14 protein-coding genes, 2 pseudogenes and 1 other annotated feature are annotated in these 16376 nt (G+C 34.3%); of the genes and pseudogenes, 8 read left to right on the forward strand and 8 right to left on the reverse strand.

The window, feature by feature from the left end; all coding sequences use genetic code 11:
* Positions 1-181 precede the first annotated feature (181 nt).
* Together NST10_RS08240 and NST10_RS08245 are read left to right on the forward strand one after the other, a co-directional pair.
* Positions 182-840: pseudogene (locus tag NST10_RS08240) on the forward strand (site-specific integrase); the annotation flags it as partial.
* A gap of 5 nt (positions 841-845) precedes the next feature.
* Positions 846-1853, forward strand: coding sequence for an Abi family protein (locus NST10_RS08245; protein WP_001080636.1), 1008 nt, complete (start codon positions 846-848; stop codon positions 1851-1853).
* A 237-nt stretch (positions 1854-2090) separates the two neighbouring features.
* Here the strand turns inward: NST10_RS08245 and rpsR are convergent, their stop codons facing one another.
* Genes rpsR through rpsF form a run of 3 tightly spaced genes read right to left on the reverse strand, consistent with a single transcriptional unit; the run spans position 2091 to position 3205 of the window.
* Positions 2091-2333: a 30S ribosomal protein S18 gene (gene rpsR, locus NST10_RS08250; protein WP_000897044.1), complete on the reverse strand. Its 243-nt coding sequence runs from the start codon at positions 2331-2333 to the stop codon at positions 2091-2093.
* 51 nt (positions 2334-2384) lie between these two features.
* Entirely contained in the window at positions 2385-2888 is a 504-nt protein-coding gene (ssb, locus tag NST10_RS08255) for a single-stranded DNA-binding protein (protein WP_000934799.1), read from the reverse strand.
* A gap of 20 nt (positions 2889-2908) precedes the next feature.
* Positions 2909-3205 (reverse strand): 30S ribosomal protein S6, encoded by a 297-nt coding sequence (gene rpsF / locus NST10_RS08260; protein WP_001261460.1) that lies wholly within the window; start codon positions 3203-3205, stop codon positions 2909-2911.
* Positions 3206-3448: 243 nt separating this feature from the next.
* On the opposite strand from rpsF, the gene NST10_RS08265 reads away from it, so the two are divergent.
* Positions 3449-3640: a hypothetical protein gene (locus NST10_RS08265; RefSeq protein ID WP_001052483.1), complete on the forward strand. Its 192-nt coding sequence runs from the start codon at positions 3449-3451 to the stop codon at positions 3638-3640.
* Positions 3641-3725: 85 nt separating this feature from the next.
* On the opposite strand, the gene ychF is transcribed toward NST10_RS08265, so the two are convergent.
* From ychF to NST10_RS08285, 4 genes are all read right to left on the reverse strand, one after another.
* Entirely contained in the window at positions 3726-4823 is a 1098-nt protein-coding gene (gene ychF / locus NST10_RS08270) for a redox-regulated ATPase YchF (RefSeq protein ID WP_001218732.1), read from the reverse strand.
* A gap of 11 nt (positions 4824-4834) precedes the next feature.
* Positions 4835-5038: a DUF951 domain-containing protein gene (locus NST10_RS08275; protein ID WP_000157348.1), complete on the reverse strand. Its 204-nt coding sequence runs from the start codon at positions 5036-5038 to the stop codon at positions 4835-4837.
* A 29-nt stretch (positions 5039-5067) separates the two neighbouring features.
* Positions 5068-5949: a mechanosensitive ion channel family protein gene (locus tag NST10_RS08280; protein WP_000373076.1), complete on the reverse strand. Its 882-nt coding sequence runs from the start codon at positions 5947-5949 to the stop codon at positions 5068-5070.
* 153 nt (positions 5950-6102) lie between these two features.
* Entirely contained in the window at positions 6103-6948 is an 846-nt protein-coding gene (locus NST10_RS08285) for a ParB/RepB/Spo0J family partition protein (RefSeq protein ID WP_001573568.1), read from the reverse strand.
* Between the two features lie 228 nt (positions 6949-7176).
* Positions 7177-7546: a binding site (T-box leader), on the forward strand.
* A gap of 65 nt (positions 7547-7611) precedes the next feature.
* On the opposite strand from NST10_RS08285, the pseudogene NST10_RS08290 reads away from it, so the two are divergent.
* The 5 genes and pseudogenes from NST10_RS08290 (at position 7612) to NST10_RS08310 (ending at position 14701) form a co-directional block, all read left to right on the forward strand.
* Positions 7612-8714 (forward strand): annotated as a pseudogene (locus tag NST10_RS08290) (PLP-dependent transferase).
* Positions 8711-9871: a cystathionine beta-lyase MetC gene (gene metC / locus NST10_RS08295; RefSeq protein ID WP_000175858.1), complete on the forward strand. Its 1161-nt coding sequence runs from the start codon at positions 8711-8713 to the stop codon at positions 9869-9871. The pseudogene NST10_RS08290 and the gene metC overlap by 4 nt, the downstream one beginning before the upstream one ends.
* Positions 9840-11681 carry a bifunctional homocysteine S-methyltransferase/methylenetetrahydrofolate reductase gene (locus NST10_RS08300; RefSeq protein WP_339209397.1) on the forward strand — a complete coding sequence of 614 codons (1842 nt, stop codon included), beginning with the start codon at positions 9840-9842 and terminating at the stop codon, positions 11679-11681. Before metC ends, NST10_RS08300 begins: the two co-directional genes overlap by 32 nt.
* Complete coding sequence (metE, locus tag NST10_RS08305) at positions 11678-13906, forward strand: 5-methyltetrahydropteroyltriglutamate--homocysteine S-methyltransferase (RefSeq protein ID WP_000207619.1); 2229 nt, start codon at positions 11678-11680, stop codon at positions 13904-13906. Before NST10_RS08300 ends, metE begins: the two co-directional genes overlap by 4 nt.
* A gap of 42 nt (positions 13907-13948) precedes the next feature.
* Complete coding sequence (locus tag NST10_RS08310; protein WP_000195908.1) at positions 13949-14701, forward strand: cyclase family protein; 753 nt, start codon at positions 13949-13951, stop codon at positions 14699-14701.
* An 82-nt stretch (positions 14702-14783) separates the two neighbouring features.
* Here the strand turns inward: NST10_RS08310 and NST10_RS08315 are convergent, their stop codons facing one another.
* Positions 14784-15965: an acetyl-CoA C-acetyltransferase gene (locus NST10_RS08315; protein WP_000199080.1), complete on the reverse strand. Its 1182-nt coding sequence runs from the start codon at positions 15963-15965 to the stop codon at positions 14784-14786.
* Positions 15966-16376 lie beyond the last annotated feature (411 nt).

Below are 16376 nucleotides of genomic sequence, written 5' to 3' on the forward strand. Positions count from 1 at the left end.
CGAATCGTTTTTAAACTAAGTTATTTTATAGAGACTTTATTATGGAATTGAATCGTCTACACTTAATTGGACAAATTCTAAGAGAATAAAATTTGTTAATTTAAAATAGTAAGCAATTCAAAGTTATATGTGTAATAGATAAAATAGATATCCCTATAGTGATGCGTTACTAACTATATGTAATAACAATTTAAAAGATAATGTAGTGAAAGAAATACCGGATTGTTTCGACTATCTAATTCAGCATAAAAATACCCAACGAGAAAACGTAATTATAAAAAGGTAAAATCTATAGTGCAGTTTCAAATTGCTAATGGCATGCGTATCGGTGAGCTACTTGCAATAAAAAGAGAAAATATAAACTATGAAGATAAAACGCTAGATATCGATGGTACAATTAATTGGATAACTGATTAAAAATGGAAGCATCCGGAGTAAAAGAGACAACTAGAACAAGTAACAGCTATAGGACTATAGGCCTCACTATCCATAGCATCGACTTACTAAGAACACTTATGCTTTGAATGATAAGTTTATTAATATAGGGTACATATTCACAAATGCAGCTGGTGGTCCTATCGATTTAAACAAAATAAATAACATTATTAAAGGGGGGGCTATCAAAGAGACAACTGAGATTAGTTCTATTAAGAAACCTGCAACGACGCATACATTACATCATTCGCATATATCTACACTTGCTCAATTAGGAATTAACTTAAAAGCAATGCAAGAGCATGTAGGTCATTCAGATTATAAAAAAATCTAGAGATATACACACATGTTACTAATCAGATGGCGAAAGATATGCTGAATAAATTTGAACGATTGGGGAGTTAAAAACTATGAACAGAAAAACACCTAAAACTACTGATGGTTTAATGAGACATATAAGAGACAATAAAGGTATCCAAATAAATGGTAGCACGGAAAAAAACCAGTTACGAAACATCGGCTATTTTCATGGATTCAAAGGGTATAATTTCTTTTTAAACAAAGAAGAAGAACTTAATTTTGAAAAATTCAGCGAATTACACGCTTTATACAGTTTTGATACAGAAATTAAAAACCTTTTCTATAAACACGTTATGTTCTGTGAAACGGCTATTAAAAATAGATTGCTAGAAATAGTTTGTGTAAACTCTGGCTTTGATTTAGATAGTTTATTTCAAAAATCATTAACATATTATAAAAGTTATAGTCCCGGTAGTTCAAAATATAAAAAACATTTAAAAAATACTACTAGACTAAGAAGAGATATTTACGACATGATCCATGAACATTGTAATTCAAAACCTTACATTTATCATTACATACATCAAGATAGAACCGTGCCACTATATGCCGTATTTGAATTATTCACTTTAGGAAATCTGGTATTTTTCACTCGTTGCATGTCCCAAAATTTAAATATAGAAGCTCAAAAACAACTAAAATTATACTCCCCAGCATTTGATCAAAGTAAAGATATACTAGGTGACATCATTGATTGTATGAAAGGCTTAAGAAATGCTATAGCTCACAATGGTGTACTTTATGACTGTAGATTTAAAACTGGAGAGACAAGTAATAGATTAAAAGAATATTTAGCAGTAAAAATGGATATACACAATTTAGATTTCGACAGAATAATTGATTATCTCATTTTATTAATTCTAATTTGTTCTGGTCTCTCTTATTCTAAAGCAGAACTCCAAAGAATTATAAGGCAATTCGAACAAAACCTTGATTTTTTACGATCAAAGATAAGCGAGTCGACTTATGATAAAATTATAGGCGTTCGAGCAAGACCTAAATTAAGAAGTTTAAAGAACTTTATCAATAACCTTGATTTTTATCTAAAAACAGATTAATATTATACATAAATAGCGGTGCATATCTGCGGAATGCACTTGAGGTTAACTGTTACTGACGGTTGCCTCTTTTTTTATGCATCTAAATTCATATTATTTTTGCAATATAAACATATCTTTGTGCAAATTCCGAACACAAAACATTCACATCCTCTTTTTTGCCCTTCATCTTTTATCCCAAAACACAAAAACAACCCCATAAGCCTATGCTTACGGGGTTTTACAATAAACTAAATATTATTGTTCTTCTTTAACATATGGTAATAATGCCATATGACGAGAACGTTTGATAGCTGTAGTCAACATACGTTGATATTTAGCTGAAGTACCAGTTACACGACGTGGTAAAATTTTACCGCGTTCTGAGATAAAACGTTTTAATAATTCAGTGTCTTTGTAGTCGATATGTGTAATACCATTTGCTGTGAAATAGCATACTTTTTTACGACGACGTCCGCCTCTTCTTGGTCCACCTGCCATGATTGTGTGCCTCCTTTGATAATTTTTTCGCTTTAATTTCGTTAATTTTTATTAGAATGGTAAGTCATCATCACTTATATCAATCGGTCCGTTTGCATTTGCAAATGGATTATCAGATTGTTTCGTGTTTGATGAATTATTGTACGAATTGTTTTGTCCTGATTGTTGACCACCGAATCCTTGACCGTAATCTTGGAATTCATTTTGTTGACGTTGGCCACCATTTTGTTGTGCATTTTTAGGTTCAAGGAATTGAACGCTATCACACACAACTTCAGTAACAAACACACGACGACCTTCTTGATTTTCATAATTACGGGATTGTAAGCGACCATCTACACCAGCTAAACTACCTTTAGATAAATAGTTATTTACATTATCTGCTTGTCTTCTAAAAACAACACAGTTAATAAAATCTGCTTCGCGCTCCCCTTGAGCATTCGTGAACGTACGATTTACTGCAAGAGTGAATGTCGCTACACTCACACCTGAGGGAGTGGTTCTGTATTCCGGATCTTTCGTTAAACGACCTACTAATACAACTCTATTTAGCATTTAAACGCCCCCTCTAATTATTACTTGTCTTCGTCTTCACGAATAACCATGTAACGAATGATATCGTCACTGATTTTAGCTAGACGTTGGAATTCGTCAGTAGCTTTGTTGTTATCAGATTTAACACGTACGATGTTGTAGAAGCCATCTTTGAAATCATTGATTTCATAAGCTAGGCGACGTTTACCCCAGTCTTTTGCTTCTAAAACTTCTGCACCTTCAGTAGCTAAGATACCGTTGAAACGTTCAACTAACGCTTTTTTAGCATCTTCCTCAATGTTTGGGCGTACGATGTACATAACTTCATATGTTCTCATTTTATATTTGCACCTCCTTGTGGTCTATACGGCTTATCAATCTTAAAACAGATAAGCAAGGAATAATTTTCATTACTCACAATAAAGAATTATATCATGCGCCATTACTTTTTACAATAATAATTCAAACTACTCTTCATATCATTTTTGACATTAATTCATTTGAAATTTTCTATGATATTTTTAAAAATACACTTCACAAAAGCGAACACATGTTCTATAATGATTGTGAGGTGGTAAGGAATGAATTTAAATATTGATTGGTCTAAAGATTTTCAAGAATTCCAAGAGATACTTAATAGTGGCATTCATCCTGAATGGCTTTATTGTGCAAAGGCTAATCTTGTTTTAGAGCCTGCTTATACTGGCGAAGGCAAACAATTTTTCAGCACTCAAGATATTATTAACGCGAGTAAAATTATTCCATTCTTTTAATAAATTATACGCATAATTAAAAGAGGCGAACAATTGATTCCGCCTCTTCTACATATATACTATTTAATTAACTTCACTCTATCGTTTATACATTAAATCTGAAATGAACGATATCGCCATCTTGCATAATATATTCTTTACCTTCTAATCGTTGTCTGCCCGCTTCTTTAGCGCCACTTTCGCCACCATATTGTACATAGTCGTCATAACTTGTTACTTCGGCACGGATAAATCCACGTTCAAAATCAGTATGAATGATACCAGCACATTGAGGTGCAGTCATACCTTGTTTAAATGTCCAAGCACGTACTTCTTGCACACCAGCAGTAAAATATGTTGATAATCCTAATAATTCATAAGTTGTTCTAATTAATCGATCTAATCCTGGTTCTTCGATACCTAAATCTTCTAAGAACATTTCTTTATCTTCATCATCTAATGTAGCAATTTCTTCTTCAATTTTTGCACTAATAACAATCACTTCAGAGTCTTCTTGCGCTGCATATTCACGAATCGCTTTTACTTTATCATTATCATCATCACCAATTTCATCTTCACCAACATTAGCGATATAAAGCATTTTTTTAGAAGTCAGTAATTGCGCTTGATTCACCCATTTTTGATCTTCTTCATTAAAGTCAATACTACGAGCGGGTTTACCATTTTCTAAAGCTTCTTTAATAGTTGTTAAAATACGCACTTCCATTTCCGCAGTCTTATCTTTTTGACGTGCCAATTTTTCAATTCTAGGTAAGCGTTTTTCAACTGATTCTAAGTCTGCAAGTACTAATTCCATATTGATAACTTCGATGTCATCAATTGGATCAACTCGACCAGCTACATGTGTTACATTATCATCGTCAAAAGCACGAACAACCTGACAAATTGCATCTACTTCTCTAATATGTGATAAGAATTTATTACCTAAACCTTCACCTTTAGAAGCACCTTTAACAATTCCGGCAATATCTGTAAATTCAAATGTAGTAGGTAATGTTTTTTTAGGTTGAACCATTTCTTCTAATTTAAGTAGTCTTGCATCTGGCACTTCTACAATACCCACGTTTGGGTCTATAGTTGCGAACGGATAGTTTGCTGCCAAGGCACCCGCCTTTGTAATTGCATTAAATAATGTTGATTTACCAACGTTTGGCAAGCCAACGATACCTGCTGTTAAAGCCATGAATCATTCTCCTATCTTTGTGTATCATCCTGAGATACGATGATTTTTTTTAGTTTTTTATCAAACGTTTGACGTGGAATCATAATGCTTCGTTGACAATTTTCACACTTAATTCTAATGTCAGCACCCATTCTAATAATTTTAAAACGATTGGTTCCACACGCATGTTGTTTTTTCATTTCTACTATATCATTTATTCCATATTTTGACGCCATTAAATATGACCTCCATGTATTATAAACTACTAAACACCGTTTTCACTATGATTAAAAGGTGTCATTATTGGTTGTGGTGTCTTAATACCTTCTTGTAAAAACATTTTTTGTACTTCTTTACGAATAATACGCGCACCAGAGAAACCTTCACCTGGTATAGTTTCTGCTGAAACCCTTAATATTACTCTAGTATCTTCAAAGGCATCAATACCAATCACAACAGGATCACTTACAAATAAATAATATTTACTACGCAGAGATGTAAATAATTTGTTTAATTTCTTCTCAACATTATCAATATTTTCATCTACAGATACTGGAATTTTAACAATTGCTGTTCCATTTGTAATTGAGTAATTCGTTATTTCACCCATACTACTATTTGGCAAGATTGTAAGTTCCCCAGATATTGTATTAATGCGTGTTGAACGGAGTCCAATTGATTTAACTGTTCCCTCTGCTACAGTTGTACCACCGTTGTTTATCTTAACATAATCACCTACATCAAACTGGTTTTCAAATATAATAAAGAATCCTGTAATTACGTCTTTAACTATAGTTTGAGCACCAAAACCTACTGCTAGGCCTACGACACCAGCACTTGCAATTACTCCTTCAACACTAATGCCAAATTTACTTAAAATGGTAGTTACAACTATAAACCACACAATATATTTAACAACATTTTGCACCAATGATATTAATGTTTTCGAACGTTTTTTATTACCCTTTTTACTCTTGTTTTGTATTTTAAATCCTTGGGCAATCATTTTATCAAGTATTTTAATTACGATTAATGCAACGATAATATATATAATTATCATCGCTAATTTAGTAGCGACACTTTCATATGTTTCAATTTTAGTTAATGGTTCGAATAGCGATGAAATAATACTCATAACTTGATCCATAATTAGCGTTACTCCCTTCTATATAGTCTCAAATAATTTTATTAATATTATTGTATGCTTCCAACCTACTGAAGTCGCATCATCTTCAAAGAATATAGATAACTATCGATATTTCTATAGATTCACAAAGTGATATTATATAAAATTGTGTAACTATTTACCATACTTACGATTTAATTGTTTAATGATTCTCACAAAGTCATCTTGCGATTCAAACTCAAATGAGATTTTGCCGACTGATTTTTTTATCGATATATCTACTTTTGCGCCATACTGTTCTCGCAACTGTCGTTCTTGTTGCTTTATAAATTTAGGCTTAGTTATATCTACTTTGTCTGTTTCCGACTTTGACGAAACATTTTTTAATTCATTAACATGGTTTTCTAAATATCTAACACTCCACTTTTCTTTAACAACCCGTTTCGCTAACCTAAGCATTTGTTGTTCATCTTTAATTGCCAATAACGTTCGTCCATGTGCACTTGTCAGTCGCCCATCTTTTACCATGTCAGCAATCTTTTTCGGTAAATGTAATAACCTCAACATATTCGCTATATACGGGCGCGACTTACTCAATCGCTTCGCTACTTCTTGTTGCGTAATTTTCAAATCTGTCATCAAACGTTGATAACTTTCAGCTTCTTCAATCGCATTTAAGTCTTCTCGTTGTAAATTTTCGATGACCGCCAGTTCCATCATATCTTCATCTGTTAAATCTTTGATAATCGCTGATACGTATTTTAGACCAGCAATTTTCGAAGCTCTAAACCTTCTTTCACCAACTACAATGTAATAACCTTGAACTGTTTTTCTAAGCACAATTGGTTGCAAAATACCATATTGCTTAATTGAATCTGCCAAATCATTTAAATGATTTTCATCGAAAGTTTTTCGGGGCTGATACGGATTCGGTTTGATATCCGATATATCTATTTGCTTAATTTGTTCATCTTTTGTTTTAGTAATACGTTGATCTTCACTTTTTGACAATTCACTCACATCACTTTTTATTTGATAACAACAGTTAAATATATTTTATGTATTCTAAATGAGTCAGACAACCATTAACCACACTTTATTTAAAAAATAATTCATTTTTCAACTTCAAGATACCAATTACAATTTCACAAACAAATTAACTTTTAAATCAAAATTTTCTGAATAATTGTTGACAAATCTTTTTTTACTCTGTAAGCTAATTAATATCTTATAACAGTTTAATGAAACGTAAACACAATAAAGAGGAAAGTAAAACACACCCTGCTTATACAGAGAGTCTTTAGTAGCTGAGAGAAGATTTTGAAAGCGTGTTTGAAAATGGCCTTGGAGTGTTGATGCCAATATGAGGTGTCTACGGGTTCGCCCGTTATAGCGATACAGTATTAACATTGATGTTAAATGGCGTACTGGATTCTTTACGCACGATTTTTTGTTAATAAGTATGGGATAGCACATTACTGTATCCTTACTTAACGACTTAAATTGTGATAATTGTTCAGTAAGCATATTTACTTTTAATGCGTACTGAATAAGGTTATTTCAGCGATGGAATAACAAATAAAGGTGGTACCGCGAAACATAAGCTTTCGTCCTTTTTATCCGATTCATTCGGGTACGAAGGACGGAAGCTTTTTTATTTTTTCTTACTAGGAGGGTCTTAATATGAAGGATACACAGTTAGCCCAAATCACATTAACTGATGATTCAACCGGTGCTATAGCGAATCCAATCCATTTATCTACTGCCTACAAGCATCCAAAACTAGGACAATCGACAGGATTTGATTATACACGTACTAAAAATCCTACACGCTCAACATTTGAAACCTGTTTTGCCAAACTTGAGCATGGTATTGCATCATTCGCTACATCAAGTGGAATGTCAGCCATTCAATTAATATGTAATTTATTTAAACCACACGATGAAATTTTAGTTTCATTCGATTTATACGGCGGCACATTTAGATTATTTGAATTTTACGAGCAACAATACGATATCAAATTTAAGTACGTTGATTTTACAGATTATGAACAAGTTGAAAAAGAAATCACTGATAAAACAGTAGCATTATTCATTGAACCAATATCCAATCCACAAATGATTGCTATTGATGTAAAGCCGTACTATCAACTTTGTAAAGCTAAAGGCTTATTGTCAATTATCGACAATACTTTTTTAACACCTTATCTTTCAACACCATTAGCAGAAGGTGCTGATATAGTCTTACATTCAGCTACGAAATATATTGGTGGACATAACGATGTACTAGCAGGTGTCGTAACCGTCAAAGATGAATCACTCGCGCAAAAGTTGTTTGATTTTCACAACATGACTGGCGCAACACTATCACCAATAGATAGTTATTTGTTGTTACGTGGACTTAAAACTTTGCATTTACGCATTGAGCGTGCGCAATCAAACGCAAGAAAACTTGCTGAAAATGTCAGTCACTTCAAGCAATTGACGAAGTACTATATAGCGGGCAAACTGGCATGCTTAGTTTAAGACTTAACAAGGCCTATAGCGTCGCTAAATTATTAGAAAATTTAGACATTTGCATTTTTGCAGAAAGTTTAGGAGGTACTGAAACATTAGTGACCTTCCCTTACACCCAAACACATGTTGATATGCCAGATGCTGAAAAAGATAAACGTGGCATTGATGAGTATTTAATCCGCTTATCACTAGGTGTTGAAAATTATGAAGACATCGAACGCGATATCATCCAAGCATTAGATAAAGCTCAGATTGGAGAGATTGTATGACACTTTCAAAAGAGACAGAAGTGATATTCGATTGGCGTAGAGGTGTGGAATATCATTCAGCTAACCCACCACTCTATGATTCTTCAACATTCCATCAAACAAGTCTTGGTGGCGATGTTAAATATGATTATGCACGAAGTGGCAACCCTAACCGTGAACTTTTAGAAGAGAAGTTAGCACGATTAGAACAGGGGAAATTCGCTTTTGCTTTTGCATCAGGTATTGCTGCTATTTCAGCAGTACTTTTGACTTTCAAATCTGGTGATCATGTCATCTTACCCGATGATGTATATGGCGGTACTTTTCGCCTCACTGAGCAAATTTTGAATCGATTTAATATTGAATTTACAACCGTAGATACTACCAAGCTCGAACAAATCGAGGGTGCCATTCAATCAAACACAAAATTAATTTATATCGAAACACCATCGAATCCCTGTTTTAAAATTACTGATATCAAAGCTGTTTCTAAAATAGCCGAAAAGCATGAACTACTGGTAGCTGTGGACAATACATTTATGACACCGTTAGGTCAATCACCTTTATTACTTGGCGCTGATATCGTCATTCATAGTGCTACAAAATTTTTAAGTGGACATAGCGATTTAATTGCTGGTGCTGTCATTACTAATAATGAAGCAATGAGTGAAGCACTTTATTTAATACAAAATGGTACGGGCAATATGTTATCTGCTCAAGATAGCTGGACGCTTGCTAAACATTTGAAAACATTTCCAATCAGATTTAAACAATCTGTCGAAAACGCGCAAAAAATCGTGTCATTTTTAATAAAGCAAGATGAAATTTCAGAAGTTTATTATCCGGGACTTACTGCTACTCATTTAGAACAAGCTAAAAATGGCGGTGCCGTTATTGGCTTTCGTTTAGCTGATGAGTCTAAAGCACAACAATTTGTCGATGCACTGACATTACCACTCGTTTCAGTGAGTCTGGGCGGTGTTGAAACGATACTTTCACATCCAGCAACAATGTCTCACGCTGCACTACCTGAAGAAGTGAGACAAGAACGTGGTATCACTTTCGGTCTGTTCCGATTAAGTGTTGGTCTCGAAGATCCTGATGAACTCATTGCAGACATCAAATACGCATTAAAGGAGGCATTCAATGAGTCAATTCCTCACACACTTGAAAGATAATGTTTTAGTAGCTGATGGCGCTATTGGAACTATTTTATACTCTGAAGGTTTAGACACCTGCCCAGAAGCATATAACCTTAGCCATCCAGATAAAGTTGAACGTATCCATCGTTCATATATTGAAGCCGGTGCTGATGTCATTCAAACCAATACTTATGGTGCAAATTTTGAAAAGTTAAAACGATTCGGTCTTGAAGATAAAGTTAAGGCTATACATCAAGCAGCCGTTCGCATCGCAAAAAAAGCAGCAAATAAAGATACGTATATATTAGGCACAGTTGGTGGGTTTAGAGGTATCAAACAAGAGGATATCAGCTTACAAACTATTCTTTATCATACTGAAATTCAAATAGACACCTTGATTGAAGAAGGTGTTGACGCGCTACTTTTCGAAACGTATTACGACCTAGAAGAGCTAACAAATGTCATTTCACGAACGAGAAAGAAATACGACATTCCAATCATTGCTCAATTAACCGCTTCAAACACAAATTACTTAGTTAATGGTCAGGCAATCAATGAAGGATTAAAACAACTCGTTCAATGTGGTGCAAACATCGTGGGACTCAATTGTCATCATGGCCCACACCATATGCAAGAGTCTTTCACACATATTGAATTACCAGAGCACGCATACTTATCTTGTTATCCAAATGCCAGCTTATTAGATATTGAAAATAGTGAATTTAAGTATAGTGACAATGCACAATATTTCGGTCAAGTTGCTCAAAATCTAATTCGCGAAGGTGTTCGTTTAATTGGTGGTTGCTGTGGTACAACGCCTGAGCACATCAAATTTATTAAAGAATCTATTCAGACACTTAAACCTGTTAATGACAAAAAAGTGATTCCGATACCAACGAAAGCACTTTTCAATCCATCTCAAAATAAAGTTAGACAATCATTAACATCTAAGGTTCAAGAACGTCCAACCGTTATTATCGAATTGGATACACCGAAACATTTAGACACGGATAGATTTTTTGAAAATATCGCTAAACTTGAAAAAGCTAATGTAGATGCGGTAACACTCGCAGATAATTCATTGGCAACTGTCAGAATTAGCAACATTGCTGCTGCAAGCTTAATTAAACAATATTACAATATTGAACCACTCGTACATATTACATGTCGAGACCGAAACTTAATCGGCTTGCAGTCTCATTTACTTGGATTATCACTCATTGGCGTTAACGAAATATTAGCCATAACTGGTGATCCTTCAAAAGTTGGTCACCTACCTGGTGCAACCAATGTCTATGATGTTAATTCTAAAGGATTAACTGAACTCGCTCTAAGATTTAATCAAGGTATTAACACTGACGGTGATGCGCTGAAGAAACGTACACACTTCAACATCGCTGGCGCCTTTAACTCTAATGTTCGTAAATTAGATGGTGCCGTAAAACGACTAGAGAAAAAGATAGAAAGCGGAATGTCTTATTTTATAACACAACCCGTGTACAGCAAAGAGAAAATCATTGAAATTTACCATGCCACTAAGCACTTGAACAAACCATTTTTCATAGGCATTATGCCTATCGCAAGTTACAAAAACGCACTCTTTTTGCATAATGAAGTGCCAGGAATCAAGATGTCAGATGAAATTTTACAACAATTTGAAGCAGTTAAAGATGATAAAGCCAAAACTCGTGAACTAAGCCTTAAGCTTTCAAAGGATTTAATCGATACTGTTCATGAATATTTTAATGGTTTATACATTATCACACCGTTTCAAAATGTCGAAGATTCATTAGAACTTGCAGCATACTCAAAATCTATTACTGCTCACAAGGAGGCAATATTATGACAACAATTAAAACATCAAACTTAGGATTCCCAAGATTAGGTAGAAAAAGAGAATGGAAAAAAGCCATCGAAAGTTATTGGGCAAAGAAGATTTCTAAAGAAGAATTAGATCAAACATTAACTGATCTACATAAAGAAAATTTATTATTACAAAAGTACTATCACTTAGATAGCATCCCAGTTGGTGATTTCTCTTTATATGACCACATTTTAGATACGTCATTATTATTCAACATCATCCCAGAACGTTTCCAAGGAAGAACTATCGATGATGACTTATTATTTGATATAGCTCGCGGTAATAAAGACCATGTTGCAAGTGCACTTATAAAATGGTTTAACACTAACTATCATTACATCGTACCTGAATGGGACAATGTTGAGCCTAAAGTGAGTCGCAATGTATTATTAGATCGCTTTAAATACGCGCAATCTTTAAATGTTAATGCTCACCCTGTTATTGTTGGTCCGATTACTTTTGTTAAATTATCAAAAGGCGGTCACCAAACTTTTGAAGAAAAAGTTAAAACGTTATTACCACTTTATAAAGAAGTGTTTGAATCATTAATTGATGCAGGTGCTGAGTACATTCAAGTTGATGAGCCAATCTTAGTTACAGACGACAGTGAAAGCTATGAAAATATTACACGTGAAGCTTATGACTATTTCGAAAAAGCTGGTGTTGCTAAAAAATTAGTCATTCAAACATACTTCGAACGTGCACATCTTAAATTCTTAAGTTCTTTACCTGTTGGTGGTTTAGGATTAGACTTTGTCCATGATAATGGCTATAACCTTAAACAAATTGAAGCTGGAGATTTTGATAAATCAAAAACATTATATGCTGGAATTATTGATGGTCGTAATGTATGGGCAAGTGACATTGAAGCTAAAAAAGTCTTAATCGATAAATTGTTAGCACACACTAATGAACTTGTCATTCAACCATCATCTTCATTATTACATGTTCCAGTATCTTTAGATGATGAAACATTAGATACAAGTGTTGGCGAAGGCTTAAGCTTTGCAACTGAAAAATTAGACGAATTAGATGCATTGCGTCGCCTATTTAATCAAAACGATAGTGTTAAATATGATAAATTAAAAGCACGTTATGAGCGCTTCCAAAATCAATCATTCAAAAACTTAGATTATGATTTCGAAAGCGTGCGTACTTCAAGACAATCACCATTCGCGCAACGTATTGAACAACAACAAAAACGTTTGAACTTACCGGATTTACCAACAACAACTATTGGATCATTCCCACAAAGCCGAGAAGTTCGAAAATACCGTGCAGATTGGAAAAACAAACGCATTACAGACGAAGCATATGAAACATTCTTAAAAAATGAAATTGCTCGATGGATTAAAATTCAAGAAGACATCGGCTTAGATGTATTAGTTCACGGTGAATTTGAACGTAATGACATGGTTGAATTCTTCGGAGAAAAATTACAAGGTTTCCTAGTAACTAAATTCGGTTGGGTGCAATCATATGGTTCACGTGCCGTAAAACCACCAATCATTTATGGTGATGTAAAATGGACAGCGCCTTTAACTGTTGATGAAACAGTTTATGCACAAAGCTTAACAGATAAACCAGTTAAAGGTATGTTAACTGGACCTGTAACAATTCTAAACTGGTCATTTGAACGTGTTGATTTACCACGTAAAGTTGTTCAAGATCAAATTGCTTTAGCAATCAACGAAGAAGTATTAGCACTTGAAGCTGCAGGAATCAAAGTTATCCAAGTTGACGAACCTGCATTACGTGAAGGCTTACCATTACGCTCTGAATATCACGAACAATATCTTAAAGATGCTGTTTTATCATTTAAACTTGCAACGTCTTCAGTTCGTGATGAAACTCAAATCCATACACATATGTGTTATTCTCAATTCGGTCAAATCATTCATGCTATTCATGACTTAGATGCTGATGTTATTTCAATTGAAACATCTCGTAGCCATGGTGATTTAATTAAAGACTTTGAAGATATTAATTATGATTTAGGTATTGGTCTAGGTGTATATGATATTCATAGTCCACGTATTCCAACAAAAGAAGAAATTACTACAGCAATCAATCGTTCACTACAACAAATCGACCGCTCATTATTCTGGGTAAACCCTGACTGTGGTTTGAAAACGCGAAAAGAAGAAGAAGTTAAAGATGCATTGACTGTGCTTGTGAATGCTGTTAAAGCTAAACGCCAAGAATAATCGCAGCATTTATCATATAATAAACTAAAAACGGGTGATTTTATGACACAATATCCTTTATGGCAACAATTAAATACTTTAAAACAAGCAACTTGGGTTGATTTAACGCATACGTTTGATCCGGAAATACCACGTTTTAGTGAGTTTGAAAAAGGCGAAGTTTCAACTTTATTCACGGTTAAAGATCATGGTTTCTATGTGCAACGTTGGAATATTGTAACGCAATATGGTACTCACATTGATGCACCAATTCACTTTGTCGAGAATAAACGTTATTTAGAAGACATTGATTTAAAAGAATTGGTATTGCCGTTAATTGTATTAGACTTTTCAACAGAAGTAGCGAACAACAATGATTTCATCGTAACACGTGCGCATATAGAAGCATGGGAAAAAGAGCATGGTACTATTGAACCTGGCACTTTTGTTGCACTTCGTACCGATTGGTCAAAACGTTGGCCTAATATTGAAACGTTTGAAAACAAAGATGCGAACGGACAACAACATGCACCGGGTTGGGGATTAGATGCTTTGAAGTGCTTAATTGAAGAACGCCGTGTTGAAGCTGTTGGTCATGAAACATTCGATACCGATGCATCTGTGGACGTTGTAAAAAATGGTGATTTAGTTGGCGAACGTTATATTCTTGGTCAGGATAAATACCAAGTCGAGTTATTAACTAATTTAGATCAATTACCAACTCGTGGCGCCATCATTTACGCTATCAGCCCTAAACCAAAAGATGCACCTGGGTTCCCTGTTAGAGCATTTGCAATTAAACCATCAAATGACTAATATTACCCAATAAATCCATAAACAAATAAAAACAGGTTATGCCAACATGTAATTAATACTGTTGTGATAACCTGTTTTCTTATTATTTATACTTTGATACAACTGCAGCGATAGCTTGACCGCCACCAATACACAATGATGTTAAACCAGTTTCAACTTCATCATTCAGTTGATGCAATAATGTCACTAAAACTCTAGCACCAGATGCACCAATAGGATGTCCTAATGCAATAGCGCCACCTTTAACATTCACCTTTTCAGGAGGTAATTTTAATTCACGATCAACAGCTAATGATTGTGCTGCAAATGCTTCATTTAATTCAAATACATCAATATCACTTAATTCTTTTTTACTACGTTTCAAAGCCTTTTCAACAGCGTCAACTGGGGCAATACCCATAATAGCAGGATCTACACCATGACTTCCAAAGCCATCAAGCACTGCCAATGGTTCGATATTTAATTCTTTAGCTTTGTCTTCTGACATGACTAACATCATCGCAGCACCATCATTGATTCCTGATGCATTACCTGCTGTAACTGTACCGTCTTTTTTGAAAGCTGGTCTTAAGCGACTTAATTTTTCAACTGATACATTTTCACGTACACCTTCATCCTTAGTGACAACGATTGGTTCACCTTTACGTTGAGGAATCGATACTGGAACTATTTCACTATCAAATTCACCATTTTGCTGTGCACGTACTGCTTTTTGTTGTGAGTTTACAGCAAATGTATCTTGTTCTTCTCTTGAAATACCATATTGCTCTACTAAATTTTCAGCAGTAATACCCATATGATATTGATTAAATACATCTGTTAAACCATCATATACCATGCTATCAACCATTGATTGATGTCCCATTTTAAAACCAAAGCGACTGTTGTTGACAAGCATTGGTGATTGAGACATATTCTCCATACCGCCAGCTAGCACGATGTCATTTTCACCAGTCACAATAGATTGATATGCTAATTGAATCGACTTTAACCCAGAACCACATACTTTATTCACTGTAAATGCAGGTACTGTTTCTGGCAAGCCACCTTTCATAGCAGCAATTCGTGCTGGATTTTGTCCTTGTCCTGCTTGTAGTACGTTACCGATGATGACTTCATTAATCTCACTTGGATTCAAACCCGTCTCTTTAATAATATGTTCTATTAAAGTCGCACCTAAATCATAGGCTGGCACGTCTTTAAACGCACCTCCAAAAACGCCAATAGGTGTCCTGTATGCTGCTGCTAATACGACTCTCGTCATGTCATATTCATCTCCTTATGATATATACAATTTTATTACTAATACGTCTAATGAACCAATACGCCACTAACATCCAATTTATGAAACCAATTGCTACGTATGTTACATTTTCATTCTTGTTATACATTTAACAAATCATATTATACAATGATGTAATTTGTTTGGGCAATCGGAAACGTAAACGGTTTCACTTTAACATTTCACACTCTTAAATATGCTCTATCATCCTCATCTATAGTACAAAATTATGCTTTGATTTACCACAAATTATCATTAATCATTTCGCGTAATGACTCTAATTAAATGCTATCTATCATTGCATCGCTATTCACAGCTTGTTTCACCATCAATTTCACCATCTACTTTTTCAAACCATGACGTCTCTATTCAAATATTAAATCGCTGATAACT

The organism is Staphylococcus sp. FSL W8-0305, assembly GCF_037966415.1.
Classification (GTDB): domain Bacteria; phylum Bacillota; class Bacilli; order Staphylococcales; family Staphylococcaceae; genus Staphylococcus; species Staphylococcus aureus.